This is a genomic window from Streptomyces sp. UF-297 (genome assembly GCF_058245575.1).
In genome coordinates this window covers 1-25,290 of record NZ_JBSIBZ010000030.1, presented here as the reverse complement: position 1 = coordinate 25,290, position 25,290 = coordinate 1, and the positions used below count along the sequence as shown (strand labels likewise).

At 71.6% G+C, this 25,290-nt stretch carries 26 protein-coding genes; 7 read left to right on the top strand and 19 right to left on the bottom strand.

The genetic code is table 11. The features are described from left to right. Positions 1 to 47 precede the first annotated feature (47 nt). The gene (locus AC4IJH_RS18960) at positions 48 to 1,556 is read right to left on the bottom strand and encodes an aldehyde dehydrogenase family protein (RefSeq protein WP_490852940.1); all 1,509 of its coding nucleotides are present in this window, start codon (positions 1,554 to 1,556) and stop codon (positions 48 to 50) included. A 288-nt stretch (positions 1,557 to 1,844) separates the two neighbouring features. On the opposite strand from AC4IJH_RS18960, the gene AC4IJH_RS18955 reads away from it, so the two are divergent. Beyond that, on the top strand, positions 1,845 to 2,552 hold the full coding sequence (locus tag AC4IJH_RS18955) for a hypothetical protein (protein ID WP_490852939.1): 708 nt from the start codon (positions 1,845 to 1,847) through the stop codon (positions 2,550 to 2,552). 82 nt (positions 2,553 to 2,634) lie between these two features. Here the strand turns inward: AC4IJH_RS18955 and AC4IJH_RS18950 are convergent, their stop codons facing one another. From AC4IJH_RS18950 to AC4IJH_RS18940, 3 genes are all read right to left on the bottom strand, one after another. Further along, a complete protein-coding gene (locus tag AC4IJH_RS18950; RefSeq protein ID WP_490852938.1) occupies positions 2,635 to 3,777 on the bottom strand; it encodes a DUF5954 family protein in 1,143 nt (380 codons plus the stop codon). Between the two features lie 4 nt (positions 3,778 to 3,781). Then, positions 3,782 to 4,237, bottom strand: a complete 456-nt coding sequence (locus tag AC4IJH_RS18945; RefSeq protein ID WP_490852937.1) for a DUF6415 family natural product biosynthesis protein — start codon at positions 4,235 to 4,237, stop codon at positions 3,782 to 3,784. Positions 4,238 to 4,362: 125 nt separating this feature from the next. Beyond that, positions 4,363 to 5,181, bottom strand: coding sequence for a lipase family protein (locus AC4IJH_RS18940; protein WP_490852936.1), 819 nt, complete (start codon positions 5,179 to 5,181; stop codon positions 4,363 to 4,365). A 137-nt stretch (positions 5,182 to 5,318) separates the two neighbouring features. Between AC4IJH_RS18940 and AC4IJH_RS18935 the strand changes: the two genes are divergently transcribed. Both AC4IJH_RS18935 and AC4IJH_RS18930 read left to right on the top strand, forming a co-directional pair. Then, complete coding sequence (locus AC4IJH_RS18935; RefSeq protein ID WP_490852935.1) at positions 5,319 to 6,140, top strand: helix-turn-helix domain-containing protein; 822 nt, start codon at positions 5,319 to 5,321, stop codon at positions 6,138 to 6,140. Continuing rightward, positions 6,137 to 6,430 carry a DUF397 domain-containing protein gene (locus AC4IJH_RS18930; RefSeq protein ID WP_490852934.1) on the top strand — a complete coding sequence of 98 codons (294 nt, stop codon included), beginning with the start codon at positions 6,137 to 6,139 and terminating at the stop codon, positions 6,428 to 6,430. Before AC4IJH_RS18935 ends, AC4IJH_RS18930 begins: the two co-directional genes overlap by 4 nt. On the opposite strand, the gene AC4IJH_RS18925 is transcribed toward AC4IJH_RS18930, so the two are convergent. Next, on the bottom strand, positions 6,384 to 7,199 hold the full coding sequence (locus AC4IJH_RS18925) for a siderophore-interacting protein (protein ID WP_490852933.1): 816 nt from the start codon (positions 7,197 to 7,199) through the stop codon (positions 6,384 to 6,386). The two genes, AC4IJH_RS18930 and AC4IJH_RS18925, sit on opposite strands and share 47 nt — an antisense overlap. 106 nt (positions 7,200 to 7,305) lie before the next feature. Between AC4IJH_RS18925 and AC4IJH_RS18920 the strand changes: the two genes are divergently transcribed. Together AC4IJH_RS18920 and AC4IJH_RS18915 are read left to right on the top strand one after the other, a co-directional pair. Next, positions 7,306 to 8,049 carry a TetR/AcrR family transcriptional regulator gene (locus tag AC4IJH_RS18920; RefSeq protein ID WP_490852932.1) on the top strand — a complete coding sequence of 248 codons (744 nt, stop codon included), beginning with the start codon at positions 7,306 to 7,308 and terminating at the stop codon, positions 8,047 to 8,049. Positions 8,050 to 8,243: 194 nt separating this feature from the next. Then, on the top strand, positions 8,244 to 8,843 hold the full coding sequence (locus AC4IJH_RS18915) for a chitin-binding domain-containing protein (protein ID WP_490852931.1): 600 nt from the start codon (positions 8,244 to 8,246) through the stop codon (positions 8,841 to 8,843). 79 nt (positions 8,844 to 8,922) lie between these two features. Here the strand turns inward: AC4IJH_RS18915 and AC4IJH_RS18910 are convergent, their stop codons facing one another. Both AC4IJH_RS18910 and AC4IJH_RS18905 read right to left on the bottom strand, forming a co-directional pair. Next, the gene (locus AC4IJH_RS18910; protein ID WP_490852930.1) at positions 8,923 to 9,861 is read right to left on the bottom strand and encodes a GlxA family transcriptional regulator; all 939 of its coding nucleotides are present in this window, start codon (positions 9,859 to 9,861) and stop codon (positions 8,923 to 8,925) included. Then, positions 9,858 to 10,442, bottom strand: coding sequence for a cysteine hydrolase family protein (locus tag AC4IJH_RS18905; protein ID WP_490852929.1), 585 nt, complete (start codon positions 10,440 to 10,442; stop codon positions 9,858 to 9,860). The genes AC4IJH_RS18910 and AC4IJH_RS18905 overlap by 4 nt, the downstream gene beginning before the upstream one ends. A 170-nt stretch (positions 10,443 to 10,612) precedes the next feature. On the opposite strand from AC4IJH_RS18905, the gene AC4IJH_RS18900 reads away from it, so the two are divergent. Beyond that, positions 10,613 to 11,398: a hypothetical protein gene (locus AC4IJH_RS18900; protein ID WP_490852928.1), complete on the top strand. Its 786-nt coding sequence runs from the start codon at positions 10,613 to 10,615 to the stop codon at positions 11,396 to 11,398. 31 nt (positions 11,399 to 11,429) lie between these two features. Here AC4IJH_RS18900 and AC4IJH_RS18895 read toward each other — a convergent pair whose 3' ends face one another. From AC4IJH_RS18895 to AC4IJH_RS18885, 3 genes are all read right to left on the bottom strand, one after another. Further along, positions 11,430 to 13,262 carry a hypothetical protein gene (locus AC4IJH_RS18895; RefSeq protein ID WP_490852927.1) on the bottom strand — a complete coding sequence of 611 codons (1,833 nt, stop codon included), beginning with the start codon at positions 13,260 to 13,262 and terminating at the stop codon, positions 11,430 to 11,432. 133 nt (positions 13,263 to 13,395) lie between these two features. Next, a complete protein-coding gene (locus AC4IJH_RS18890; RefSeq protein ID WP_490852926.1) occupies positions 13,396 to 14,253 on the bottom strand; it encodes an ABC transporter permease in 858 nt (285 codons plus the stop codon). Further along, the gene (locus AC4IJH_RS18885) at positions 14,250 to 15,326 is read right to left on the bottom strand and encodes an ATP-binding cassette domain-containing protein (protein WP_490852925.1); all 1,077 of its coding nucleotides are present in this window, start codon (positions 15,324 to 15,326) and stop codon (positions 14,250 to 14,252) included. The genes AC4IJH_RS18890 and AC4IJH_RS18885 overlap by 4 nt, the downstream gene beginning before the upstream one ends. 237 nt (positions 15,327 to 15,563) lie before the next feature. Between AC4IJH_RS18885 and AC4IJH_RS18880 the strand changes: the two genes are divergently transcribed. Then, positions 15,564 to 16,073 carry an anthrone oxygenase family protein gene (locus AC4IJH_RS18880; protein WP_490852924.1) on the top strand — a complete coding sequence of 170 codons (510 nt, stop codon included), beginning with the start codon at positions 15,564 to 15,566 and terminating at the stop codon, positions 16,071 to 16,073. A 14-nt stretch (positions 16,074 to 16,087) separates the two neighbouring features. On the opposite strand, the gene AC4IJH_RS18875 is transcribed toward AC4IJH_RS18880, so the two are convergent. The 9 genes from AC4IJH_RS18875 to AC4IJH_RS18835 all read right to left on the bottom strand — a co-directional run. Continuing rightward, positions 16,088 to 16,855: a serine/threonine kinase C-terminal domain-containing protein gene (locus tag AC4IJH_RS18875; protein ID WP_490852923.1), complete on the bottom strand. Its 768-nt coding sequence runs from the start codon at positions 16,853 to 16,855 to the stop codon at positions 16,088 to 16,090. Between the two features lie 41 nt (positions 16,856 to 16,896). Beyond that, the gene (locus AC4IJH_RS18870; RefSeq protein WP_490852922.1) at positions 16,897 to 17,334 is read right to left on the bottom strand and encodes a hypothetical protein; all 438 of its coding nucleotides are present in this window, start codon (positions 17,332 to 17,334) and stop codon (positions 16,897 to 16,899) included. Beyond that, positions 17,331 to 18,980 (bottom strand): AbeC-like domain-containing protein, encoded by a 1,650-nt coding sequence (locus AC4IJH_RS18865; RefSeq protein WP_490852921.1) that lies wholly within the window; start codon positions 18,978 to 18,980, stop codon positions 17,331 to 17,333. Before AC4IJH_RS18865 ends, AC4IJH_RS18870 begins: the two co-directional genes overlap by 4 nt. A gap of 190 nt (positions 18,981 to 19,170) precedes the next feature. Continuing rightward, the gene (locus AC4IJH_RS18860) at positions 19,171 to 19,785 is read right to left on the bottom strand and encodes a GNAT family N-acetyltransferase (RefSeq protein WP_490852920.1); all 615 of its coding nucleotides are present in this window, start codon (positions 19,783 to 19,785) and stop codon (positions 19,171 to 19,173) included. Positions 19,786 to 19,917: 132 nt separating this feature from the next. Further along, entirely contained in the window at positions 19,918 to 20,811 is an 894-nt protein-coding gene (locus AC4IJH_RS18855; RefSeq protein ID WP_490852919.1) for a serine/threonine kinase C-terminal domain-containing protein, read from the bottom strand. Position 20,812: 1 nt separating this feature from the next. Beyond that, complete coding sequence (locus AC4IJH_RS18850; protein WP_490852918.1) at positions 20,813 to 21,193, bottom strand: hypothetical protein; 381 nt, start codon at positions 21,191 to 21,193, stop codon at positions 20,813 to 20,815. Then, positions 21,180 to 22,946 carry an AbeC-like domain-containing protein gene (locus tag AC4IJH_RS18845; protein WP_490852917.1) on the bottom strand — a complete coding sequence of 589 codons (1,767 nt, stop codon included), beginning with the start codon at positions 22,944 to 22,946 and terminating at the stop codon, positions 21,180 to 21,182. The genes AC4IJH_RS18850 and AC4IJH_RS18845 overlap by 14 nt, the downstream gene beginning before the upstream one ends. 174 nt (positions 22,947 to 23,120) lie before the next feature. After that, positions 23,121 to 24,110: a malate dehydrogenase gene (locus AC4IJH_RS18840; protein WP_490852916.1), complete on the bottom strand. Its 990-nt coding sequence runs from the start codon at positions 24,108 to 24,110 to the stop codon at positions 23,121 to 23,123. 530 nt (positions 24,111 to 24,640) lie between these two features. Next, on the bottom strand, positions 24,641 to 25,290 hold a 650-nt coding region (locus AC4IJH_RS18835), incomplete at its 5' end, for a DUF2690 domain-containing protein (protein WP_490852915.1).

Here is a 25,290-nt window from a genome sequence, read left to right as displayed (position 1 = left end):
CTGCAAAGTGCGTGCGGAATACGCGGTGCTGCGAACAGTCAGGCGTCTCAGCCTGCGAACCAACGGACCGGCTCGGGCCGGAGGTTCTCGTAAACGTGCTTGCTCTCGCGGTACTCGTCCAGACCCGAGGGGCCCAATTCCCGCCCGATGCCGGACTTTCCGAAGCCGCCCCACTCCGCCTGCGGGAGGTAGGGGTGGTAGTCGTTGATCCAGATCGTGCCGTGCCGCAGCCGGGCGGCCACCCGGCGCGCGCGGGCGGTGTCGGCGGACCACACGGCGCCCGCGAGCCCGTATTCGGTGTCGTTGGCCAGCGCGATGGCCTCGTCCTCGTCCTGGAAGGTCTCGACGGTCAGGATCGGACCGAAGGTCTCCTCGCGGACGACCTTCATCCCGCGGTGGCAGCCGTCCAGGACGGTGGGCGAGTAGAAGTAGCCGGTGGCGGGGCGTACGTCGCTGGGCTTGGGGCGGGAGCCGCCGGCCCGCAGCTGCGCGCCCTCGGCCAGGGCGGAGGCGACATACGCCTCGACCTTCTCCAGCTGCTGCTGGGAGACCAGCGGGCCGCACTCGACGCCGTCCTCGGTGCCCCGGCCGAGCTTGATCTTCTCGGCGCGGCGGGCGAGCTCGGAGACGAAGCGGTCGCGCACCGACTCCTCGATGATCAGGCGGGCGCCCGCCGAGCAGACCTGGCCGCTGTGGGCGAAGGCGGCGTTCAGCGCCTGGTCGACGGCGGTGTCGAAGCCCTCCTCGGTCGCGCAGGCGTCGGCGAAGACCACGTTGGGGTTCTTGCCGCCCAGCTCCAGGGCGATCTTCTTGGCGCCCGCGACGGCAGCGGAGCCCGCCTTCGTGCCGCTGGCCAGGCCACCGGTGAAGGAGAACAGGTCCACGTCCGGGTGCTCGGCCAGCCGCTGGCCGACGGGCACGCCCGCGCCGGTGACGATGTTGGCGACGCCGTCCGGCAGCCCGGCCTCGGCCAGCAGCTTGACCAGGTGGACGGTGGACAGCGGGGTGACCTCGCTCGGCTTGATCACGAAGGTGTTGCCGGCCGCCAGCGCCGGGGCGATCTTCCAGCTGGCCTGGAGCAGCGGGTAGTTCCAGGGCGTGATCATCGCGCAGACGCCGACCGGCTCGTGCACGACGACGCTGTGGACGTCCTCCGAGCCCGCGTCCACGACCCGGCCGCCGCTCTCGTTCATCACCAGGTCGGCGAAGTAGCGGAAAGCGCCTGTGACGTCGTCGACGTCGACCCGGCCCTCTTCCAGGGTCTTGCCGGTGTCGCGGCTCTCGATGAGCGCGATCTCCTCGCGGTCGCGCTGAAGAAGGTCGGCGACCTTGCGCAGCAGCGCGCCGCGCTCGGCGACGGGCGTACGGGGCCAGGCGCCCGTGCCGCCGTCGAAGGCGCGCTTGGCGGCCGCAACGGCCGCGTCGGTGTCCGTTGCGTCACCCTCCGCGACCACGGCGAGGGTCGTCGCGTCGGCGGGGTCGAGGACCTCCCGCGTGGCGCCGGACGTGGCACCGCGCCAGGTCCCGTCTACGTGAATGGTCTCGATTGCCGACACGTCTGTTCTGCCTTCCGCTTACCGATTTGCTCCAGCTGGTTCACACCAGCAACGGGTACCCCTCCCCGAAAGCCCTTTGCCCATGCGTAAACATGCACCGAAAGTGACCCGAGTCACTTACCGGAGCGGTCGTTCCCTGTAATGACGGGGTTCGTCGCGCCTTCCGTTTGCGTAAAGTCGCACGAGGAGAAAAGTGGGCAGCACTACCGCAGAAAGCGCAAAGTGACTAGGAAGACGCAGAAGGTGACGAAAGCCAGTTTGCGTGCGGTAGCCGTAGGTACGGCAGCCATGATCGGGCTCACCGCCTGCCAGTACGGGGATCTCAGCGGCTTTCCCGGCCAGTCCGCCGAGGACATCAGCAAGCAGTCCCTGAACGCGACGATCGGCGCCGCGTCGATGCGGATGCGGGTGGACGAGGTGGGGCGGCACAACCGCCCCCGCAAGCTGGTCTTCGCCGCGGACTCCGCCGGGAACTGCACCGCCTCGGTCGCCACCCCCGGCGAGGGCCGCGTGGAGATCGTCACGCGCGGTGACCGGGTCTGGGCCAAGCCGGACGCGGACAATCTCAGGGCCAAGGCCGGCAAGGCCACCGGCGCCCGCCTCTCCTCGGTCCTCGGCGGCCGCTATGTGTACGGCTCCACCGCCGACCCCCTGCTGCGCACCTACGCCCAGGCCTGCGACCTCAAGGCCCGCCAGGAGAAGATGGCCAAGGACGGCCTGCTCGACACGAGCGTGCTGACCAAGGGCGCCCTGGTCAATTACAAGGGCCAGGAGACCATCACCCTTCTGAGCGAGCGCTGGTACCGCAAGTCCCAGATGCTCGTCGCCACCCACGGCACGCCCTACGTCCTGAAGTACTCCTGGGAGAAGAAGGACGGCACCTTGGTGATGACGGAGCTGAGCGGCTTCAACGAGCCGGTCACCACCAAGATCCCGCCGGCGGCACGGTCCCTGGACGTGGCAGACCTCCGACGCCTGGTGCCGGGCACCTGGTGAGCGCCCCATAAGGGGCGCGGGGAACTGCGCATTCTTTAGGGGCGCGGGGAACTGCGCGACCAGCCGCAGACGGCCCGCAGCCTCAAGACCCCGCTTCCCGCGGAGCACCGGGCCGGGCGGCCCCCTGCGCCTTACGGCGCGCAAGCTCCCGCTCCATGAGCCGATGAAACTCCTTCATCTCCTCGTCCGGCTCCGCCGCGCCCGCCTCTTCCTCCTCCTCGCCCCCGTCCCGCAGCAGCCCCTGGTCCCGCAGCCGCTGGGTATGCACCTCCACCGGCGGATCGGGGTCGAAGTCGGAGGGCCGCGGCCCCTCGGGACCGTCGGGCCCCAGCCGCAGCAGCTGCTCGACCCGTACGACCCGGAAGCGGCGCCCGGCCACCTCCAGCTCCTCGCCCCGCTCCCGGTCGAACCGGTCCGCCGCCGCCTCGTACGCGCCCCGCGCCGCCTCGCTCAGCTTGAGCATGACCGGCGCCATCACCCGCAGGTACAGCGTCAGCGCGTCCCGCGCGGCCTGCGGCGTCCCGCACGAGCGGGTGTGCGGTTTCCACCGCCCGTCCTCCTCGGACACCATGAATTCCGTAGGCAGCAGCACCCCGCCGGGGTGCGTGCGGGTGGCCCGCCGCGAGTCCTCCCGTACGTCCCTGGGCACCGTCCCGGCCACCCGTACGTACTGCAGCAGGTCCAGCGTCAGAATTCCCGTGGACATGCCCGTGCCGACGAACGGGTCGATGACGAACCCGGTGATTCTGCTGGGGACTTGATACGCCTCGCCGGGCCGCGCCGGATCCGGGTCCGAGGGCCGCGGCGGCTCGGGGCCGTCCTCCCCCATCCGTACGAACTGCTCGGCGCGCACCACGCGGTATCTGCACCCGCGCACCGTCAGCTCGTCCAGCGCCTCCCAGTCCAGCCGCGCCGCCGCGGCCGCGAACTCCTCGGCCGCCGCCGTGTCCTGCGCCCCGCGCGCGTCGTGCGACAGCCGCCTGAACGTCGACGCGAGGCTGTCCCTGGCACCCTGCGGCGCGTCGTCCCCGAAGCCGAGGACCACCCAGCCGCCCTCCTCCCGCTCGCGCGCGAAGCCGAACACCGGCCCGCCCGCGCCGAGAATTTCCGGGTACGCCTCCCGCGCCCGCCACGCCTCATCCTCGGCGAGCGCCGATACCGGGTCGTGCTGCGCCGTCACCTTGATCGTCCGGTACCCCGGCACGTCCCCACCGTGGTCTGTCATATGCCTAGTGTGCTCGCATCGGTACGCGCCGCACGACGGATTCGGCATCCGCCACCCCTGCGAGCGCCAACTGTTCATGGTGGTGGACCAAAGCCCGGCAGGAGCGAGCCAGTTGCTGCGCATGGCGCATGGCGGACACCAGCCCCACGCCCTGGCCCACCCCCAGCTTCCGCTGCGCCTCGCCCACTCCGGCGAGCGCCAGGCAGCGCACGCCGTCTCCTTTGGGCAGCAGCCGCGCCCGGTCCTCGATCGCCGGGATGAGCACGGCGAGATGGCCCCTGAGGTAGAGGATCAGGTCCTCCAGCTCGTCGTAGCGCGGCAGCGAGGAGTCCTCGGAGAGCACCGCCGCCACGCTCTCCATGATGGCGCCGTGGTCGACGATGCCGGCCCGGCCGCTGTCCGACTCCTGAACTCCCGGACCCCAAAGGCCCGTTCGATCGATCGGTGTGTACTGAGTCATGCTCCGAAGATGCCCGCACCCCGGGCTGCTTGACGAGCCTCACGCACGGTACAGACCAGCCGTAACGGTGCAGGTGAGAAGGGGTACAACAGCGCTGTAACGCGACCCGGGACGCAGTATGCGACTCAGCTGCCGTGCTTGGCCAGAGCCTCGACGTATTTCGCCATCCGGTGGTCCCGGAACCCGTCGCCGGTGGGCGACCACAGGTCCTCGGTCATCCCCTTCACCCGGTCGGCGAGCACCCCGAGCAGCGGCATCCTGTCGCGTACCACGCCCCCGCTGTCGATGTACCGCACCGCCTCCGCATGGTGATAGGCGGGCTCGGGCGGCAGGTGCGGGACGATGTCGTTGTTGTTCACGAAGCGGTACATGCGCTTGGCGAACGCCTTGTTGTGCGCCAGCGCCAGCAGCCGGTCACAGGTGCGCGGCTGCCCGAAGGTGTAGATCCCGTCCGCCGTCAACTGCGGTTCCTCGAAGTGCAGTCGGCACCCCGCCAGCATCGCGAGCGCACCCCCGAGGCTGTGTCCGGTCAGCCACACGGACTGGTTCCTGTCGCGCAACTCCGCGATGGTGTTCTTCACGTCCGGGAAGACCGAATCCAGCGCCTCGCCGAAGCCGTAGTGGATGAACCCGGTGCCCGACGGGCTCGGCCACGGCGTCCCGCCGGCGTCCGACAGCCAGTCGCGCAGCTTGTCCGTCTCCGTGCCCCGGAAGGCCGTGACGATCATGTGGTCCCCGGCCATCGTGTACGCCTGGTTGTCCTCCAGCGGGAACGGCGGAGTGAAGCGGGTGTGATGGTGCCGTACGTGCTCGAAGCCCCACTCGGCGGCCCGCTCCTCGATGACCTTCGGCTCCTCGTACGCGAGTTGCGCGGCCAGCGCCATCGCGTAGGCGTGCCGCAGGCTGTACTCCGTGACGTGCTGGTCGATCACCGGCGCAGTCATACGCAGCTCCTAGGGCAGTACGTTCGATCGAGTGGACTTTGCCGATTCCCCACCCGACAGTCCCCACATCCTGCCTAGCTTTGCCAGCCCCACACCGGGTACAAACAGGCCGTAATGGTCGGGGCGAGGCGATCACCGTGAATGACGACTACGACGACAACACTCCCGTGAGCCTGCGGATCATCGGAGCCCAGATCAAGGGCCTTCGCGAGGCCCGCAGTTGGACCCAGGATGAGCTCGGCAAGAAGGTCGGCTACTCCGGCCATCAGATCCGCAGCGTGGAACGGGGCCGCAGGAAGCCGAAGCCGGATCTGCTGATGAAGGCGGAGGAGGTGTTCGGGGTGCCGGGGGTTTTCACGTCGGTGATCGATGAGCTCCTGAAGGAGTCGCACCCGACGTGGTTCGAGCCGTACGCGGAGGCCGAGGCGGAGGCGGTGGCGTTGTCCGCGTACGACAGCCAACTCGTCCGAGGGCTGCTACAGACCGAGGAGTACGCGCGTGCCGTACACGTCGCCTACCGCCCGGCGCTGACCGACGAGGAGATCGAGACCCGCGTCACCGCCCGCATGGCCCGCCAGCAACTACTGACTCGCACACCCGCACCAGCCCTCAGCTTCATCCTCGAAGAACACGTACTGAAGCGCCCCATCGGAAGCCGCAAGGTGCTGCGCGCGCAGCTTCACCACCTCCTTGAGGTAGGGCAGATGCGGCACATCGACATTCAGGTGATGCCGCTGGATTGCACCGATCACGCGGGCTTGGAAGGCCCATTCACGCTCGTCGAGCCTGCCAGCGAGCCCATGTGCGCATACCTGGAAGTCCAGGGAAACGGCAAACTGATCACGGAGCGCCGCAAGGTCAACAACCTCGTCCGCAAGTATGGAATCCTCCAGAGCCAGGCCCTGACTACCGCGGAATCGGCGCAGTTCATCCAGAAGTTGGCGACAGGAGAGAGATGAACACTCTGAAGTGGTTCAAGTCTAGCTACAGCGGCGGAGACGGAGGGGAATGCATCGAAGTCGCCTACGCCTGGCGGAAGTCCACCTACAGCGGCGGGGACGGCGGCCAGTGCATCGAAGTCGCCGCCCACCCCACCACCATCCACATACGCGACTCCAAGCGAATAACCAGCAACGGGCCTGTCCTGGACGTCACCCCCGCCCAGTGGCAGGCCTTCGTCGACTTCGCCGTAGGCACGGCCGTCAGTGGAGGCCGCGCTTGCCCGGCGTCCAGAACGGCTTGGTCTTGATGGCCTGGCGGGGCCAGCCGCGGTCGTTGACCAGATGGTTGCGGATGAGCTGGCAGGTGCGGGCCTCGCCTGCGACATAGGCGGCGCCCGCGGCGTCCGCGGGAAGTTCGAGGTCGGCGACGGCGGCGAGCAGCGTCTGCGAGGAGGCCGCCGGGGCGCCGTGGCGGTGGACGCGGTGGAGGCGGTAGGGGCCGGGCAAGGGCAGGTCGTGGGCGGGGGACTCGCTCTCCAGGACCCCGTAGACGTGGGCCGAGGGGCCCAGCTCCCGGATCATCGGGCCGAAGGCGGCGGTGGCCGTCTCCTCGCCGACGAACAGGTGGTACGGAGCCGTACGGAGGAAGAAGTCGCCCTGCGGCCACCACAGGCGGACCGGGTCGCCCGGCGCCGCCTCACTGGCCCAGGTCCGGCCTATCCCCTCGCCCGGGTGGAGGTGCACCCGGAGTTCGATCGTGCGCGCCTCGGGGTCGAAGTCCCAGATGGTGTACGTGCGCAGGGTCTCGCCCGGGCGCAGGATGCCGTACATCGACAGCGGGTCGTTGATCTCGACGCGGACGTGCTGCCCGGGCGAGTAGGGGAAGGTGACCGGCCGGTGGGCGGCCAGCAGGATGCGCCGCATGGTGGGCGTCACCAACTCGGCCTCGGCGACGACCGCTTGGACGGTGTACTTGGCGAAGGGCCCGGACCGCCGACCGCGCCGCCGCGCTCCCCCTCCACCTTCTGCCCCTGCCCCTGCCCCTGCCGTCGACTCGGTGCTCGCATGCGTGGCCACGACCGATCCCCCTATTGGGTCTAGGCTTCCTTAGAGCCATTAAGCAAACATAGATGCTCTAGAGTTTCAACGTCGTACGGGACGAAGAGAGCGAGGACGTGCGCGGATGACTGAGCGGGCGGCTGGGCAGGGTGCGGAGCGGCGGGCCGCGAGTCGGCGGGACCGGATCCGGCAGGAGACGGTCGAGGAGATCCACGCGGCCGCGCGCCGGCTGCTGACCACGAAGGGGTCCGCGGCGGTGACGATCAACGCCGTCGCGCGCGAGGTGGGCATGAGCGGCCCGGCCCTCTACCACTACTACGCCGGGCACGAGGCGCTGGTCGGCGCGGTGACCGCGGGGTTCTTCCAGGAGCTCGCCGAGGAGATGGCCGCCGCGCGCGACGCACACGCCCAAGACCCGCCCGTACGACGGCTGTTGGCGACCTGCCGCGCCATGCGGGCCTGGGCGACCGCCCACCCCGACGAGTTCGGCTGGGTCTTCGCCAGCCCCATCGCGGCGGCGAACCGGGAGCCGGACTCCGACCGCCAGCGCGCCGGGCGGGAATTCGAGCGGGTGCTGCTGGAGCAGGTCGCCCAGTTGTGGGCAGCCGAGCCGTTCCCGGCGCCCGACCTCGCGGACCTGGACCCCTCGCTGCGCGGCCAGTTGAACGCGTACTCCAAGTCCATCGACGGCCTGCTGCCGCCCGAGGCCGTGCACACCTATCTGGCGTGCTGGACCCGGCTGTACGGCCTGCTGTGCATGGAGGTCCTGCACCAACTCGACTTCGCCTACACGGACTTCGAGCCGGTTTTCGAGGAGTGTCTGCGGGACGTGTGCACGATGGTGGGGCTGGAGTACACGGCGGCGTAGCGAGGCCGCAGCGGAGCGGGGGCGGGCGCTACGCGCGTCCCGGTGGCTCGATCGGGGAGCGTGCTTTCGGACGGTACGGGGGAAGGGGGCGACGGGCGGCGCACGGCGTTCTAGCGTGCCGGGCGTTCGGTCCGTTCCCTTGCGCACTGCGCCCCGTTCCGCAGGGGCGCGTGCCCACGAGAGAGGAACTTCCCGTGAGAAAGCGCGCGTTATCCCGCCTGCTCGCCGCGCTCGTCGCCGTCCCCGCGGCACTGGCCGTGGGAGCAGCCACCGCCCCGCCGGCCTCCGCGGCGCCCGCTCCCGCCGCGCCCGCCGACGCCGTGTACGGCTGCCCCTCCGGCAGCGTCACCTACCTCCCGTACCCGGACAACGCCCGCAAGGTCGTCTACTGCGAGTTCGGCAGCGCGTACGTCACCAACTGCCCCAGCGGCTACTACTGGAACCCGCGGGTGACGGCCTGCGACATCCCGGGCGACATCCGCCCGTACGAGACCCGGACGGCCACCGGCACCGGGCGCGTCGTCCCCGCCCCGCGCCAGGTCAAGGGCGTCAACGCGCGGCTGACGTGGCGCGACGGGCGTCCGCTGGGCGGTGCGACGCTGACGTTCAGCACGACCACCGGCGTGCGGCTGTGCTCCGCGCGCACCGACGCCAACGGGTATGCGGTCTGCGACTCCGCGCCGGGGCTGAGCGTTCCGCTGGAGACGCTGCTGAACGGCTTCGAGGCGGCGTATCAGGGGATCCGGTCGCTGAGTGCTTCGCGCGCGCACGGCGCGGTCAGCCTCGGCGGCTGATCCGTCACACACCTGCGGGCCGGTGAGGGCTGGTCGCGCCCACGCGGCGGAGCCGCATATCAACGCTGTCCCGCGCCCCTTAGCTCCTTACGGGGCCCGGACTCCCCTCACGCCCCCTCAACCGCCGCAGCATCCTCGCGTCCTGGAAGCCGACCGCGTGGGCCGCTGATTCGACCGTCGAGCCGGTGGAGATGAGGTGCTCGGCGCGTTCCACGCGCAGCAGTTGCTGGTAGCGCAGTGGTGTCAGGCCGGTGGATTCGGTGAAGCGGCGGGTCAGGGTCCGTACGCTGACGCCGCAGGAGGCGGCGAGCTCGGACAGGCCCAGCCGGTCGGTGAAGCGGGCGTCGATGAGGTCCTGCGCGTGGTGGACCGCGTCGCTGAGGTGGGCGCGGTGCCGCAGCATGGCGCCGGCCTGCTGTTCGTCTCCGTTGCGGCGGGCGTAGACGACCATGGAGCGGGCGGTGCGGGCGGCGGCGGAGGGGCCGTGGCGTTCGGCGACCAGGTGCAGGGCGAGGTCGATGCCGCTGGCGATGCCGGCGGAGGTGACCACGCGGTCGTCGACGACGTAGAGGACATCGCGTACGACGTGCGAGCGCGGGTAGCGGCGGGCGAGTTCGTCCTGGAGGTCGTGGTGGGTGGTGCAGCGGCGGCCGTCCAGGAGCCCGGCGCGGCCCAGCGCGTCCGCGCCCGCGCAGACGCTGGCGACCGTACCGCCCGCCGCGTGGTGCGCGACCAGCCGCTCAAGCGTGGCGGCGGTCAGCTGACCGTTCTCGCGCAGGCCGGACGAGCGCCAGCCGGGGACGACGATCAGGTCCTGCGGGGTCAGCCGCGGCCAGGCGGTGGCGGCACGCAGCGCGATGCCCTGCGCGGTGGGGAGGTCCTCCTGCTCGGCCACGTACAGGATCTCGTACGGTGCGCCGCCGCACTGCGGCTCGGCCGCGGTCGAGAAGACCTGGGCGGGCCCGGCGAGATCCAGCAGGTGCAGCTGAGGTACGAGCAGGAAGACCACCCGGGTCACGATCCGGTCAGCTCCTTCACGGTGGCTATGCGGGCGAAGCGCCCGGCGAGAGCGTACTCGGTACGCGCGATGATCTCGTCCGTCCCCAGGGTGCGCGGATCGGCCAGGATCTCCGCCAGGGAGCGGCCCGCGGGCGCGTCCCGGTGCTCGATGGGGTGGGTGGCGGTCGCGTCGATGACGAAGGTGACCTGGTAGCCGAGGTCGGAGGCGACCCGGGCGGTGGTCTCGCAGCACTGCTCGGTGCGGATGCCGCTGATGAGCACCTCGCGGATGCCGCGCTCGGTGAGCAGCTGCTGGAGGTGGGTGGTGGTGAAGGCGTTGTGCGAGGTCTTGGTCAGGACGGGCTCGCCGTCCGCCGGCGCGAGCCCCTCGATCAGGTGGACATGGCCCAGGGCCGGGTCGAAGACCGTGCCGGTGCCGGGCTCGGTGTGCAGGACCCAGACGACCAGGTCCCCCTTGGCCCGTGCGGCGGTCACCAGCTCCCGCACCCGCTCGACGATGTCGGGGCTGGAGGTGGCGGCCCAGTTCTCCCGCTGCCGGAAGGACTCCTGGACGTCGATGACGATCAGTGCGCTGTTCATACCCCGATCCTGGCCCGGCGGGCGGCCCGGCTGAAGGCCCGATCGCGTCCCGATGCGGAACGATCCGGTCAGGCATCACGGCTCCCGGAAGATGCGGCCACCGCCCCCGGAACCTACGCTTTATGGCGTATGTGCCCCTCGGGGGCCGCCCTCGGGTCGGAGGTCTCGACATGACGAGGAAAGCAGCGCGAAAGTACGGCACGAGTGCCGTGGCGGCGGGTGCGGCGGGCCTGCTCGCCCTCACCGCCTGCGCGAGCGCCAGCGCCGAAACCGTCGCCGCCGCCAAGGCCGACGACAGCGCCTGGACCGACCGCTCCGCGCAGCAGATCTCGGACGACGCCAAGAAGGAACTCCTGTCCGCGACCTCCCTGCGCATCCGCACCGAGGACGCGGCCGCGGGGACCAAGGTCGACCTCGCCCTGGACCGCGACGGCAACTGCACCGGCTCCATCGACCAGGGCGAGAGGGGCCGCCTCGACCTGGTCAAGCGCGGCAACCAGGTGTGGCTGCGCCCGGACGCGACGTACTGGAAGAACGAACTTCCGGGCAAGGAAGGCGAGTTGACGGCCGAACTGGTCAACGGCCGCTACATCCACGGCACCACGGACGACGCCATGCTGCGGCACCTGAGCCGGACCTGCGACCTGGATGCCTTCCAGCAGCAGGTGGCCGGCGACGGCTCCCGCTCCGCCGACGAGGGCATGACCAAGGGCACCCCCACCACCCACGAGGGCACCCGCGTCATCCCGTTGTCCAAGACCCGCGGCGAGAAGACCCAGACCGTCTACGTCGCCATCGACGGCAAGCACTACCCCATGAAGATCACCACCTCCGGCGACGGCGAGGACGGCACCGTCCTCCTCAGCGAATACGGCACCCCCATCCCCACCACCACCCCCTCCCCCGCCGAATCGGTCGACTTCCCCCACTACCAGGGCCAGTTGGAGTCCGTCTGAGATCGGTGGTACGCACCCGGCGCCGACGGCGTCAGTTGCCGGCGGGCCGTGGCCGGTCGTCGTTGAAGGCGAAGTCCACCAGCCGCGTGCTGACCTGCTCCGGCTTGCCGTTGTTCTGCTTCTCGGCGGCGGTGACCATGTCCAGGTGCTGGTAGCCGGGGACGATGACGCGGTCCTGCGGGACGATGTTGCCGTACGCGGCGTTCTGGACCGGACCGTCGCCCGCCAGGAGCGTCAGCACGCGGGTCTTGGTGGAGAGGTGGTCGGCGTCGCGGTAGACGAGGTGGCCCGCGTCGGCGGTGCGGCCCAGGCCCAGCGAGAAGACCATGTCGGTGATCTGGCGGGTGGGGAAGTACCACTCCCAGCCGTTGATGTCGCCCAGGCCGCGCATGGCGCGGGCGAAGGTGGGCAGGTCGGTGACCTCCTTGGAGGGGTTGGTCACCGGCTTGCCCTCGTCCAGCGGCAGATCGCGCATCGCCTGCGACGTCTTGTCGTAGTTGCGCCAGTCGTGGACGCGGACGCCGGGCAGAGCGGGCGTGACCCCGTGGCCGTACCCGATGCCGCGGGCGATGTACTCGCCGAAGACGGGGATGCGCAGCAGGACATCGGGGGCGGGGAAGGTGCGCGGGCGCATCGGGCCGTCGAAGGTGCCCAGGCCCGCCTTGATCGCCGAGATCCACATCGAGTTGTTGTCGAACAGGGCGCCCAGCAGGCCGCGGTTGGTCAGCCGGATGCCGTGGGGGATGGGCAGGCCGCTGGTGAAGCTGCTGACCAGCTCGGCCCAGCTCGGCGAGAGGATGCCCTTGAGGACGATCTCCCAGTCGTGCTGGAGCGGCTGGCGGGTGAGGACGGTCTCCTGCGTGGGCTGGACGTCGGCGGCCAGTGCGGTCGTCTCGAACAGGGCCAGGATCTTGGGCAGGCTGAAGACGACGCCCAGGTCCAGGTCGCGGGTCACCAGACCGGCCTGGAAGGCGGCGTCCAGGGTGGTCTTGCCGAAGCCGCCGCCGATCAGCTGGACCAGGATGTCCAGGAAGGGCAGCGACTTGAGCCCGGCCGGGTCGTTCATCGCGATCCCGTCCAGGGTGTAGCCGCCGCTGCCGCAGATCGTGTGGCCCGCGTCGCCGGTGGTGAACGGGTTCTTGTCGAAGTCCCAGGACAGCATGGGTCCGACGAGGAAGCCGCCGTAGGAGTGGCCGCCGCACAGCACCTTGCGCCGGGCCTCCCCCGGCATGCCCTCCTCGATGACCGCCCGCCAGTCGTCCAGGGTCCGCCCGATGCCGAAGTCGGCGAGGTAGGGCAGCTTGAGATAGCTCTGCCAGCCCTCGAACTTCCGGCCGCCCACGGGCTTTCCGTACAGGTAGTAGTCCAGCGCGACCTTGGGGTCGCGGGCCTTGCGGGCGGCGTTCAGGCCCGTGTGGTCCTCCACGCAGTTGGAGCGCCGGTCCAGTGCCCAGTACTCCACGTACTTGCCGCGCGCCGCCGACTTCTTGACCACCTGGACGCCCTGCGGGAGGAAGATCGCGGCGCCCATCATCAGGCCGGGCTGCGCGGTGAACACCGCGTCCGCCCTCTTGGACTCCGCGGGCCCCTTGGCGTGCCGGAAGCGCAGATAGCGCAGCCAGTCGCAGGCCTGGGGGTGCGGGGCGACGGTGGCCGGCAGCGGGTGGCGCACCTTGACCTCGGAGACGAGGACGTCGTCCGGGATCGAGGGGTCGGTCAGCGGGGTCTCGGCCCGGTCGGTCGGCACCGGCAGCCCGGCGGGGCGGGCATCGGGGCCGGGGGCGGCGACGGCGGGGACGGCCACTGCGGCCAGACCGAGAGCGGCCAGCCCGGCACAGGCGGCCCGGATGCGCGGTGTCAGCATGGGACATCCTTCGGGGAGCGGACCGCGGGAAGCGGATCCAGCCCCATGACCGTACGCAGTGCATTCGAACGGTCACCATCGGTGATGGGCCGATCGGGCGGCGGGCCGCGCGCTCCCGGGGCCCGCCGCCGTCTCACTTGCGGTTGTAGAGCCGCATCGTGACCGGACCGAAGACCAGCAGGAACGCCGCGGCCCAGCCGAGCGACCACAGGAGGTCCGCAGCGGGCCAGTCGCCCGCCATCAACTCCCTTACCGCCGTGGCCAGATGGGTGATCGGACTGTTGTTGACGAAGGCCTGGAGCCAGCCGGGCATGGTCTTGGGGTCGACGAAGATATTGCTGAGGAACGTCAGCGGGAAGAGCACCATCATGCTGACGCCCATCACCGACTTCTCGCTGCGCAGCAGCAGGCCGAACATCGTCCAGACCCAGGAGAAGGCGAAGGAGAAGACCAGCAGCAGCGCCACCCCCGCGAGCACTCCCACCACCCCGCCCGTGGGGCGGAAGCCCAGGATCAGTCCGACGCACAGCATGACGGTCGAGGCGATGGCGTACCGCAGCACATCGCCGAGCAGATAGCCGACCATCGTCGAGGGGCGCCAGATGGGCAGCGTACGGAAGCGGTCGAAGACGCCCTTCTCGATGTCGGTGTTGACCGAGACGCCGGTGTACATCGTGATCATCACGACGCTCATCACGAGGATGCCGGGCAGCACGAACTGCAGGTATTTCGTGGGGGTCCCGGCCAGCGCACCGCCGAAGAGGTACGTGTACATCAGCACCATCATGATCGGGAAGGCGGTGACGTCGAAGAGCTGCTCGGGCACATGCTTGATCTTGAGGAGGGCGCGCCAGCCGAAGGTCAGCGAGGCGGAGAAGGCGCTGGGGCGCGGCGGCCGGTCCTTGGCGACCAGCAGCTCGGCCAGGCTCTCGGCGGTGACCGGCGCGAGATCCTCCGTACGCGCCTCGGCCGCCGTGGGTGCGGTGCTCATGCCGTCACTCCTTCCTGCTCCTGCTCCGGGTCCGGGTCCGGTTTCTGCCCCGGTCCTCCCGGCTCCTGCCCCGGCTTCTGCCCCGGCTTCTGCGGGCCGGAGGCCGGGCGGCGGTCGGTCAGCGCCAGGAAGACCTCGTCCAGGCTCGGCTGCCCCAGCGCGAAGTTGTCGACCGTGATGCCGCTGCGGGCCAGCTCCGCCAGCGCCCGCCCGGCCTGCTCTGCGGCGCCCTGGCCGCTGCCGTCCGCGCCCACCCGGGCGGTCAGCGCCACCGGGTCCGGCTCGCGCTGCACCTCGGCGTCCAGCGTCTGCCGCAGCACCCGCTCCGCCTCGGGCCGCTGCTCCGCGTCGCGCAGCCGCAGATGCACCGAGCCCGCGCCCACCGACGCCTTCAGCTCGCCCTTGGTCCCCTCCGCGATCACCTTCCCGTGGTCGATGACCGCGATACGGGACGCCAACTGGTCGGCCTCGTCCAGGTATTGGGTGGTCAGCAGGACCGTCGTACCCTGCGCGACCACCGCCCGCACGATGTCCCAGACCTGGTTGCGGCTGCGCGGATCGAGCCCGGTGGTCGGCTCGTCCAGAAACAGCAGGTCGGGGGTGTTCAAGATGCTCGCCGCGATGTCGATACGGCGCCGCATGCCACCCGAGTAGTGCTTGACCTGCTTGCCCTCGGCCTCGCTCAGCCCGAACGCCGCCAGCAGCTGGGCCGCGCGCTCCCGCGCAGCGGGCTTCTTGTGGCCGAGCAGCCGACCCAGCAGGACCAGGTTCTCCGTCCCGGTCAGGTCCTCGTCCACCGACGCGTACTGGCCGGTCAGGCTGACCCTGCCGCGTACCGCGTCGGCCTCGCGCACCACGTCGTGGCCGAAGACGTGCGCCTCGCCGCCGTCCGGCCGCAGCAGCGTCGCCAGCACCTTCACCACCGTGGTCTTGCCCGCGCCATTGGGCCCGAGCACCCCGTACACGGTCCCGGCCGGCACGGTCAGATCCACCCCGTCCACGGCCCGGGTCTCGCCGAACACCTTCACCAGCCCCGCGGTCTCGATCGCCGGGCCGGTCCTCTGCACACTCATTCCCGCTTCCTCCCTGTTCCCCGAGAGACGACGGCCCGCCGGTGCGCGCACGGGTCCCCTCCAGCATGTTCAGACTCGGCCCGCCCCGCACTCCGATTTCCCACCGGGCCCCGCAAGAGACGCCCTTAAGAGGCGCCGGGAACTGCGCGCTCAGCCCCCACCGACCTGCAGATTCATTCCACGCCCCCAGCGGAGCGATTACCCTGCGGGGCACGTGCACAGAATCGGGGGATTTCCATGTACGAAACGGCCCGCACCGCCACACTCGTCGCGGCCACCATCGCCACCGGCCTGAGCGCAGGCCTCTTCTTCGCCTTCTCCTGCTCCGTGATGCCGGGCCTGCGCAAGGCCGACGACCGCACCCTGGTCGAGACGATGCAGCGGATCAACGTGGCGATCCTCAACGGCTGGTTCCTGCTGGTCTACATCGGCGCCCTGCTGCTGACCGCCGCGACCACCGCGCTGCACCTGCGCGCCGACGGCCACGGCGTGCTCCCCTGGCTGATCGCCGCCTTTGTCCTCTATCTGGCCCTGCTCGTCATCACCGGCGCCGCCAATATCCCCCTGAACAACCAGCTCGCCGCGGCGGGCCCGGCCGATGAGCACGCCGATCTCGCCTCCGTGCGCGCCCGCTTCGAGGCCGCCTGGGTCCGGTTCAACCTGCTGCGTGCTCTCGCCGGCACCGCGGCACTGGGGTGTCTGGCCTGGGGGCTGGTGCTGCACGGGCGCATTCCGGGCGGGGTCTGAGGCGCAGCGCCGGGTCAGGACGCGTTGCAATAGGCCGTCGGGCAGAAGGACTTCAGTGCGGCCTGCTGGACCTCGGACTGGGTGGTGCGCTCGTCCACGGGCGCCGCGGCGACGATCGCGTACATGGCGTTGTCGGCGGCGGCGAAGCGGTGGTCCAGTATGCGACGCGGGCCCTGGGTGGAGTGGGTGTAGGTGTATTCGAGGAACGCGTCGGCGTCGGTTTCCTGGCCGATGCGGACCAGGGTGACGGGGACGTAGTCGTCCAGGGCCGAGGCCAGCCGCTCGGCCTCCTGGGCGGAGTCGACGGGCGTCGGCTCCGGCCCGTTGAGCTGGAAGATCTGCAGGAGCTGGGAGCCGTCGGGCGAGGTGAAGAAGACGCTGGCGCCCTCCGTGCTGCGCTGCCAGGTGTCGCGAACGTCGACGGTGAAGCCGGCCGGGTCCTGGACGCGGGTGAAGCCCGCCGGGACCTGCTCGGAGGGCGACGGGGTCGGGGCGGTCGGCTCGGAGGTGGGTCCCGAGGTCGGCGACGCGGGGTCCGTGGAGGGGGTCACCAGCGCGGTGCCGGTGGGCGGCGGCCCCAACTGGGGAGATTCGTCACCGCCGTTGCGTACGAGCAGGAAGATGCCGACGCCCAGGGCCGCGCAGAGCACCACGCCGATCAGGGCGAGGATCAGCGTGCGCTGGGGATTGGTGACGACGTCGTCCGGCGGCTCCGGCCCGGGGCGGGCCGGGCCCGGCGTCCCGCGCACCCAACGCTGGTTGTCCGCGTCCCAGTTGCTCATGACGACCGCCCCGTTCCCGTCCCTCGTGCCCGTACGCGCGCTCAGCCCAGCAGCTGGCCGATCGCCTGTGCCACCGTCGCCGCCGAGGCCAGCCCGGCCGCCGCGCTCGTGCCCAGCTCCAGCCGCTCGCGCAGCCGCGCCAGACGGCCCGCGTCCGTGCGTCCGGTGGCCGTGATCTCCTCCTGGACCTGGGCGAGTTGGTCGTCCAGGTCGGTCAGTTCGGCGCCGCCCGCCCCCTCGCGCGGCGCGAGCAGCAGCAGGTGCTCGCGCAGGGTGCGTACCGCGGACAGCAGCGCGGCGGCGTCCGGGGACAGCGGCCCGCCCGAGTGCACGGCCTGCGCCCCGGGCCCGGAGGCCACCGCGCCGCCGGTCATCACGCCGATGCTGATGTCGCCGGAGGAAGGGCCGGAGGAAGGGGTGGACAGCGGGGGCCCGGCCTCCTCCTCGCCCTCCCGGCGGTCCTGCCCGGTGCTGGTCATGTGCTCGCTCCCTTCGCGGTGCTGGGCCTGCCGTCGCTGCCGGCTCCCGGGCCCGTGCCGCTGCGCGCGGTGGCCCGCTCGCCGGTGGCCACGGCGCCGCCGCTCATCGACCCGATGAAGACCCCGCCGCCGCTGACGTTGACGATCTGCTGCTCGAACTCGTCCGTCTCATAGCCCTGCGAGCGCAGCGCCTCGCGCACCCCGCTGACGATCCGGTCCTGGACGGTCTTCACATAGCGGCTGACGTCCATCTCCTGCATGAGCGAGATCTCCCCGGAGCTGCCCATCTCGCGTACGGAGGTGGCCGGGCCGTCGGGGACGGCCCGGCGCGGGTCGGCGAGCCACACGCGGAAGAGGGCGATGAGGGTGCGTACGGCCGAGACCCCGGCGGCCACCGACGCGCTCGGGGCGGAGAGCAGGGCCCGTACGCCCTCGCGCCCCACGTCCCCCGACCCGCGCCCCGCGATCACGTCCACGATCCGGAACAGGTCGCTCAGCGGCATCAGGACGTGCGGGACGACCTCCAGCACCAGCATCCCGCCCTGGGTGTGCACCCGGACCAGGACCGAGACCACCACCTGCTCGTCCCAGGCGCCGACCCGGATCCGCAGGAAGTGCCGGCGGGCCTCGCCGCCCTCGTCCACGGCGTCGGCCAGATGCCGCTGCACGGCGGGCGGGTCGTAGGTGACCTGGCCGCGGGCGGGGCCGACCGGCAGATAGACGAACTCCTGGATCTCCAGCTCGCGCAGCCGGTCCCGGCCGGTGGCCGCCGCGGAGTCGCGCAGCCGCTCCAGCCGGGGCCGGATCAGATCGACGACCGTACGGGCCAGCAGGCGCTGGTCCTCCGGGCGGGCGCCGTCGCGGGGTGCGCCCGGCGCCGCCCTGCGCTTGAGTTCCAGGGCGAAGGACCACGGCTCGTAGGGCCGCCCGGCGCCGACGAAGGGGCGGTAGGGGTCGTAGATGGTCAGCGGCGCGTGCTGCTCGCGGTCGACGGAAGCGGCGATCCGGCGCAGCCGCAGGGTGGGCGGCGGCACCGCCCGCGGCAGCGTGGCGAACACCGGGCGTGCCAGCTCGTGGCGCATCACGGCCTCGACCCGCGACCGGTGCAGCCACACCGGCAGGACCAGCAGCAGCGGGAAGAGGAGGGCGAGCACCACCCGGCCGTCGGTGAAGGCGAGGACGATCGCCAGGCCCCAGTAGGTGAGGACGAACAACCGGGGCGCGATCGGCGCCAGCACCTTCATGCGGCCGCTGCTGGCCTGGCGTACCGTCGAGCGGTCCAGGGTGTAGGCGGACAGGCTCCGGGCGCCCAGGGCCAGGCGTCCGGCCCAGGCCAGGAAGGCGACGACGGCGTAGGCGAGGAACCACGGCACGGCCATCAGCGGCGGAATGCCCGCGGTCAGCTCGGTGATGATGAAGGCGGCCCACAGGGCGAGCACCAGCAGCGCGGTCTCGGCCTCCAGGCGGCGGGCGCGCAGCGCATGGGCCAGAACGGGGACGGCGTCGATGCCCAGCGACGGGGCGACGGGCCGTTCCTCGTGCTCGACCAGCTCTTCGATGACCCGGCGGCGGAAGTTTCCGTGGAAGTACGCCCCCGCGCACAGCAGGCGGGTGGCTTCGGTGTGGGACGGGTCCTGATCGGGCATACCCTTGCACCCCCCGATGGCCGAACTCCTGTGTTATTCAAGGAAGTTGGCGGGTTTACGACCAGTCCTCAGAATACGGCGACGGGGCGGCGCGAGCGCCGCCCCGTCCATCACGGAATGCACACGGTTCCGTGCGGGCCCTTCGCCCCCGCCGAACCCGCACGGGCCACACGGCCGCGGACCGACTGCTTCAGGCGCCGTCGCGCGCGCCGGGGCGGCGCAGCATGCACCAGGTGCGGGGGCCGCCCCCCGGCAGGTCCAGCTCGGCAGTCACCTCGAAGCCCAGCCGCCGGTAGAAGGCGACATTGGTCTCGGTGGAGGTCTCCAGGAAGGCGGGCAGCCCGGCGCGTTCGGCCTCCTCGATGCCGGGCCGCACGACCGCCCGGCCCAGCCCCTTGCCCTGCCGCAGCGGGTCGACGCCGACCGTGCCCAGGAACCAGGCGGGCCCGGTCGGCCGGTGCGGCAGCAGCACGGCCGCCGCCGCCTCGCTCGCCTGCGCCCGGTCGCCCGCCAACTCGCGCATCCGCGGGGCGAGTTCGGCGAAGACGTCCCCGGCGGCCAGGGTCTGCGGGGTGGTCCACACCGCCACCGCGTCGCCGTCGTCGGCCACCCACACCCGCCCGTGCTCCAGGCCGATACGGGTCAGGAACAGCTCCTGGAAGCGCTCCACGCGCCAGGCGTGGTCGTCGGCCGCGACGGTGTGCCGGGTGTAGGGGTAGTCCGCGAAGGCCCGGCCCAGGGTCCGTACGGCCCGGGGCACGTCCTGGGGGGTGGCGGGGCGTACGGCGACGGAGCTGTCGAGCATGGCGGCCTCCCGTGACGGTCTGCGATCACATGGGTCGGTGTCGGTACGCCGCTCCATACGGCGCCCGACACCGTCCGGTTCATGATCGGAAACGCTCGGCGGCACCCCGCCGTTCCCGCCGCCCGCCGCCCGCTACGGGTCGGGGACGAAGGAGGCCAGCGCCGCCTTCTGGACTTCCTCCTGCCGGGGCCAGTCCGCCGCGGGCGCCATCGCGAGCACCGCGTAGTGATGGCCGTCGGGCCCGGTGAAGGCGCGGTCCACGCCCCGGCAGCGCACCCCCAGCTTCTCGCTGTCGTACTCGTAGACCAGCTGGGCGGCGTCCGGACTGGGGCCCTGGTCGGCGACCTGCTCCAGGCTGATCTCCTGGTAACCCGGGTTGCCGGACAGCCCCTTGGAGGCCTCCTTGAGCGCCTCGCGCGGGGAGAAGTCGGCCTCGGTGATCTCGAAGATCTGCAGCAGGCCGCGGCCGTCCGGGGAGCGGTAGAAGACGCCGGTCTTCTCCTGGCTGCGCCGCCAGCCGTCGGGTACGGCCAGCGAGAAGCCCTCCTCGTCGCGCACCTGGTGGAAGCCCTGGGGCACGGCCCCGCCCGAGGCGGAGGGGGAGGCCGTCGGGGTGCCGGCCGGAGTGAGCCGATCGGTCGCGGGCGGCGGGGAGCTTGGGGGCGTGGCGGGCGCCGACGCCGCGGGCGGCCGCTCCCCTGCCGCGTCCCGGCCCTTGTCGTCCTTCGGTCCCCACACCAGCCAGCCGCCGCCGAAGCCCGCGGCGACCACGGCGAGGGCCACCACGGCGATCAGGGCCGTGGACCCCGGGCGCCGCCCGCCGCCCGGAGGCCCGTACCCGGTGTCGGTGGCCCGGGCGGGATCGGCGGACGGCTCCTGGCCCGGGGCGCCGGGCGCCGGTTCGTAAGCGGGCCGCGGTGGCGGCGGGCCGGTGTGGCGGGCCCGCGGCGGACCGCCGTCCTCCCAGCTCTGGGTCTCGTCGTTCCAGCGCGCCGGGCCCGGCCCCCCGTTTCGTTTGCCGCCCATCTCACCCTCCCAGGAGTGCCGAGACCGCCCCGGCGGCGGCGGTTCCGGAGGCGAGCAGGCCGGTCACCGCGCTCGCGTCGGAGAGGGCGGTACGCAGCCGGGTCAGCCGGGAGCGGCCCGCCCGCCCGCTCTCCTCGATCTCGGCCTGGGCGTCGGCGAGTTCGGCGCCGAGCACCGTGGTCTGCGGGTTGACCACCAGCCGGTCCAGGTCCTGGCGCAACTGCCGTATAAGCCGCAGGAGTTCCTCGTGCGCGGGGTCGCGGACGGCGCCCGGGGCCTGGTGGTGGGTGACGGTGTTGTGGTCGCCGATGGCGAAGGCGCCGTGCACCTCGCCGATGTGGATACCGCGGTCCGCGCCCTGCCGCTCGTCAGCCGTTGCCATGGTTGCCTCCCGACTCGGGACCCTTGCCGGTGCTGGGGGTCTGGGGGGTGGAGTGGGTGATGGTGTTGTGGTCGCCGATGCCGACGGCGCCGTGCACGGCGCCGATGAACGTACCGCCGTTGTTGATGTTGTTGACGACCCGCTGCTCGAACTCGTCGGTCTGCCAGCCCGCGTCGCGCAGCGCCTGGCGCACCCCGCCCGCCACCCGGTCCTGAATGCTCTTCAGATAGCGGCTGACGTCCATCCGCTGGAACATCGAGGCGTACTCGTCGGCGCCCAGTTCGCGTACGGACAGCGCGGGGCCGTCCGGCAGGGCGCCGCCGTGGCCGCCGGTCCCGATCCGCCACACCGAGGCCAGGCCGCGCCAGAGCGTGACCACCGCCCGCCCCGCCGAACTGGGCGTCTGCGTCAGCGCCCAGGCCGCCTTGCCGAAGACGTTGTTGTGGCGGTAGCGGTGGGCGATCCGGTCGGCGTCGTGGAACAACGGCCGCAGCGGGGGCAGCACATGGGGTGCGATCTCCAGCATCAGCATCCCGCCCTGGGTGTGCACGCGCACGAAGACCGTGGTGACGATCTCCTCGCCCCAGCCGCCGACCCGGATGCGCAGGAAGTGGCGGCGCACCTCGCCGCCCTCCTCGATCGCGCGCTCCTGGTGGACGGCGAAGGCCTCGGGCCCGTACGGCGCGTCCGCGCGGCTCGGCAGGCCGTCCACCGGCAGGAACACGCACTGGTCTACCTGGAGTTCGCGCAGCCGGTCGCGCACCGCGGCGGCGGCCTCGGGCGAGCCGTGCGAGGAGGGCGCGCGCAGGTCCTCCACCATCGGCACGATCCGCTCCAGGATCGCCCGGTTGTCCAGCGGCTGCTGCTTGCGCTCCTTGTCCGGCTTCAACTCCACCGACAGCGACCAGGGTTCGAAGGAGATCCCGGCGCCGCAGAAGGGGCGGGCGGAGTGGTACATCACCAGCGGCCCGTGCTGTTCGGTACGGATGCGCTGCCGCAGCCGGTGAAACCGTACGCCCTCGGCCTGCTCCGCCGGGTCCGAGGCCATGTCGGGGAAGCGCGCCTTGGACAGCTCGGCCGCCAACGACCGCGCGAACTGGCCGCGTTGGGTGGCCACCGCCCAGGCCAGGACGAGCGGCAGGGCCAGCGTCACCCACGCCCCGAACACGATCCGGCCGGAGTCGGGGGCGGACTCCACGGGGAAGACCGGCAGTCCCGGCACGTCCTGCGCGGTGACGGGGACGAAGTCGTCGCTGCCGAAGATCAGCACCAGCAGCATCGGCACGATCAGGATCATGGACAGCCGCCCGTACCAGCGCAGCAGCCACACCCCGGCGCGTACGTACCACGGCAGCCGCGCGACGATACGGCGCAGCCGGGCCGCGACGAACAGCAGCAGGACCGGCCCGAGATAGATGGCGGCCAGGCCCGAGGACAGCACGGTCGCCACGACCCACAGCAGCAGGATTCCCGCGGCCCAGCCCAGCTCCATGCGCCGGGCGCGCAGCGCGTGGGCCAGCACGCGGGCCGCGTCCATGCCCAACGACGGTGCGACGATGCGCTCTTCGCGGACGTAGAGCTCCTCGATCACCGTGTCGCGGAAGGTGTCGTCGAGGTAGGCGCCGGCGCACAGCAGCCGGGTGGCCTCACTCGCGCTCGGGGCGACGGGCGCGACGCCTTCTCTCCCCGGTGGAGCGCCCTGTGCAGAGCCCTGTGGAGAGCCCTGCTGATGCGAAAGGTACGTCTGTGTCACCGGATTCCCCCATGGCCCCGAATGTCCACCGTGACGGGCGAGTTGGCAAAGTTGGAGGACGCAGCATAACCGAACATGACCGAGCCCGTACGGTCCGTTTCTCTGTGCGAGGGACCGTACGGGCTCGGGTGGTTCACTGCCCCCTCAGGGGCCCGGTGTTGTGGTGGCGCAGGCTCAGATGAGGCCGAGGGCGCGGACCGCCTCGCGCTCCTCGGTGAGCTCCTGGACGGACGCGTCGATGCGGCCGCGCGAGAACTCGTTGATCTCCAGGCCCTGGACGATCTCGTACTTGCCGTCCTTGGTGGTGACGGGGAAGGAGGAGATCAGGCCCTCCGGGACGCCGTAGGAGCCGTCCGAGGGGATGCCCATGGAGGTCCAGTCGCCGGCCGCGGTGCCGTTGACCCAGGTGTGGACGTGGTCGATGGCGGCGTTGGCGGCCGAGGCGGCCGAGGAGGCGCCACGGGCCTCGATGATCGCGGCGCCGCGCTTGGCGACGGTCGGGATGAAGGTGTCGGCCAGCCACTTCTCGTCGCCCACGACCTCGGCGGCGTTCTTGCCGGCGACCTCGGCGTGGAAGATGTCGGGGTACTGGGTGGCGGAGTGGTTGCCCCAGATCGTCAGCTTCTTGATCTCCGAGACCGGGACGCCGGTCTTCTGCGAGAGCTGCGAGATCGCGCGGTTGTGGTCCAGGCGGGTCATCGCGGTGAAGCGCTCGGCCGGCACGTCCGGCGCCGCCGCCTGCGCGATCAGCGCGTTGGTGTTGGCCGGGTTGCCCACGACCAGGACCTTGATGTCGTCCGCCGCGTGGTCGTTGATGGCCTTGCCCTGCGGCTTGAAGATGCCGCCGTTGGCCTCCAGCAGGTCACCGCGCTCCATGCCCTTGGTACGGGGGCGGGCGCCGACCAGCAGGGCGACGTTCGCACCCTCGAAGGCCACGTTCGGGTCGTCGGAGATGTCGATGCCGCGGAGCAGCGGGAAGGCACAGTCGTCCAGCTCCATGGCGGTGCCCTCGGCGGCCTTCAGGCCCTGCGGGATCTCCAGGAGGCGCAGCTTGACCGGCACATCGGCGCCGAGGAGGTGGCCGGAAGCGATGCGGAAGAGGAGTGCGTAACCGATCTGGCCGGCGGCGCCGGTCACGGTGACATTGACGGGAGTGCGGGTCATGGCGATCTCCTGCGCGACGTTTTCGGGGGCAAGCCCCCGGACCACCATGGGTGGCGGTGGGTGTCCCTGCCCATTTGCCGAGGTCTCTTGTTGTAACGAGGTCTCTTGGTGTCGAGAGGTCTCTTGGTATCGAGAGACTCGGCCGTCAGGCTATCGGACCTCCGCCCGGCGCAGACGGCGGGCCGGTGTGGGACTCCTCACCGGCCCGCGCGACTCGAACGTCTCCAACCGCCCCGGGTGGGCGGCCGCCCGCTCCAGGAGGGGGAGCGCGGGCAGCCGCCGAGTTGCACACCCGTGGGGGGTACCAGTCCGCCTGCCCGCGATTCCCGCCCTCAATCCCCTCGCCTCCGGTCTTTCCTCAGAGGCACGAGGAAACGACGCACCTTCAGGGACGCGGGGGCCTCCGCACCTTCAGGGGCGCGGGGAACTGCGCATCTTTCGGGGGCGCGGGGAACTGCGCATGCCTTAGGGGCGCGGGGAACTGCGCGACCAGCCACGACGCACCCGCAGACGACGTACCGGCGCCACCTTCAGGACGCCGCCGCGACCGGCGCCGCACACCCCTGCACCCCCGCAACCGTCCTGCCACACGCAGTGATCTTCTTAGGACCCCCCGGCGCCGCGACCATCGGCGTATACGCGTCGCCATCCGCCCCCGCCGTGGCCCGCTGACTGCTGCCGCCCGCGGCAATCGTGGCCCGGTCGCCCTGCACGGCGTTGGTGATACGGGCCCAGGCCGCACCGCAGACCTTGCTGTAGCGGACCTCGATCAGGGCGCCGCCCGCCGTACCGCGGGACGTACTGGTGGCGTACCGCCCGCCGCAGCCCATCTGCTCGGGGTCCTTGCCGGCGCAGTCGGCGCCGCTGCACTTGACCCCGGCCGGCAGCGCGGGCTTGTCGCTCTGCGAGGGCGAGGCGCTGGGCGCGGCCTTCTTCGCCTGGCCGGCTCCCGGGTCGAGCAGGAGGACGGCGGCGGCGACGACCAGCAGCGCGCCGACCACACCGGACAGGAACATCGCGATACGGCGGCGCCGCCGCGCCGCTGCGTCGTCCGGCCCGTAGGGCACTGGCCCGAACCCCTGGCCGTACCCGGCCGCGCGCTCCCCCGCGCCCCAGCCGCCCGCCGCGCTCGCCGCGCCGACCGTGCCCACCATGGAGGCGCCGCGGCCGCCGCCGCGCG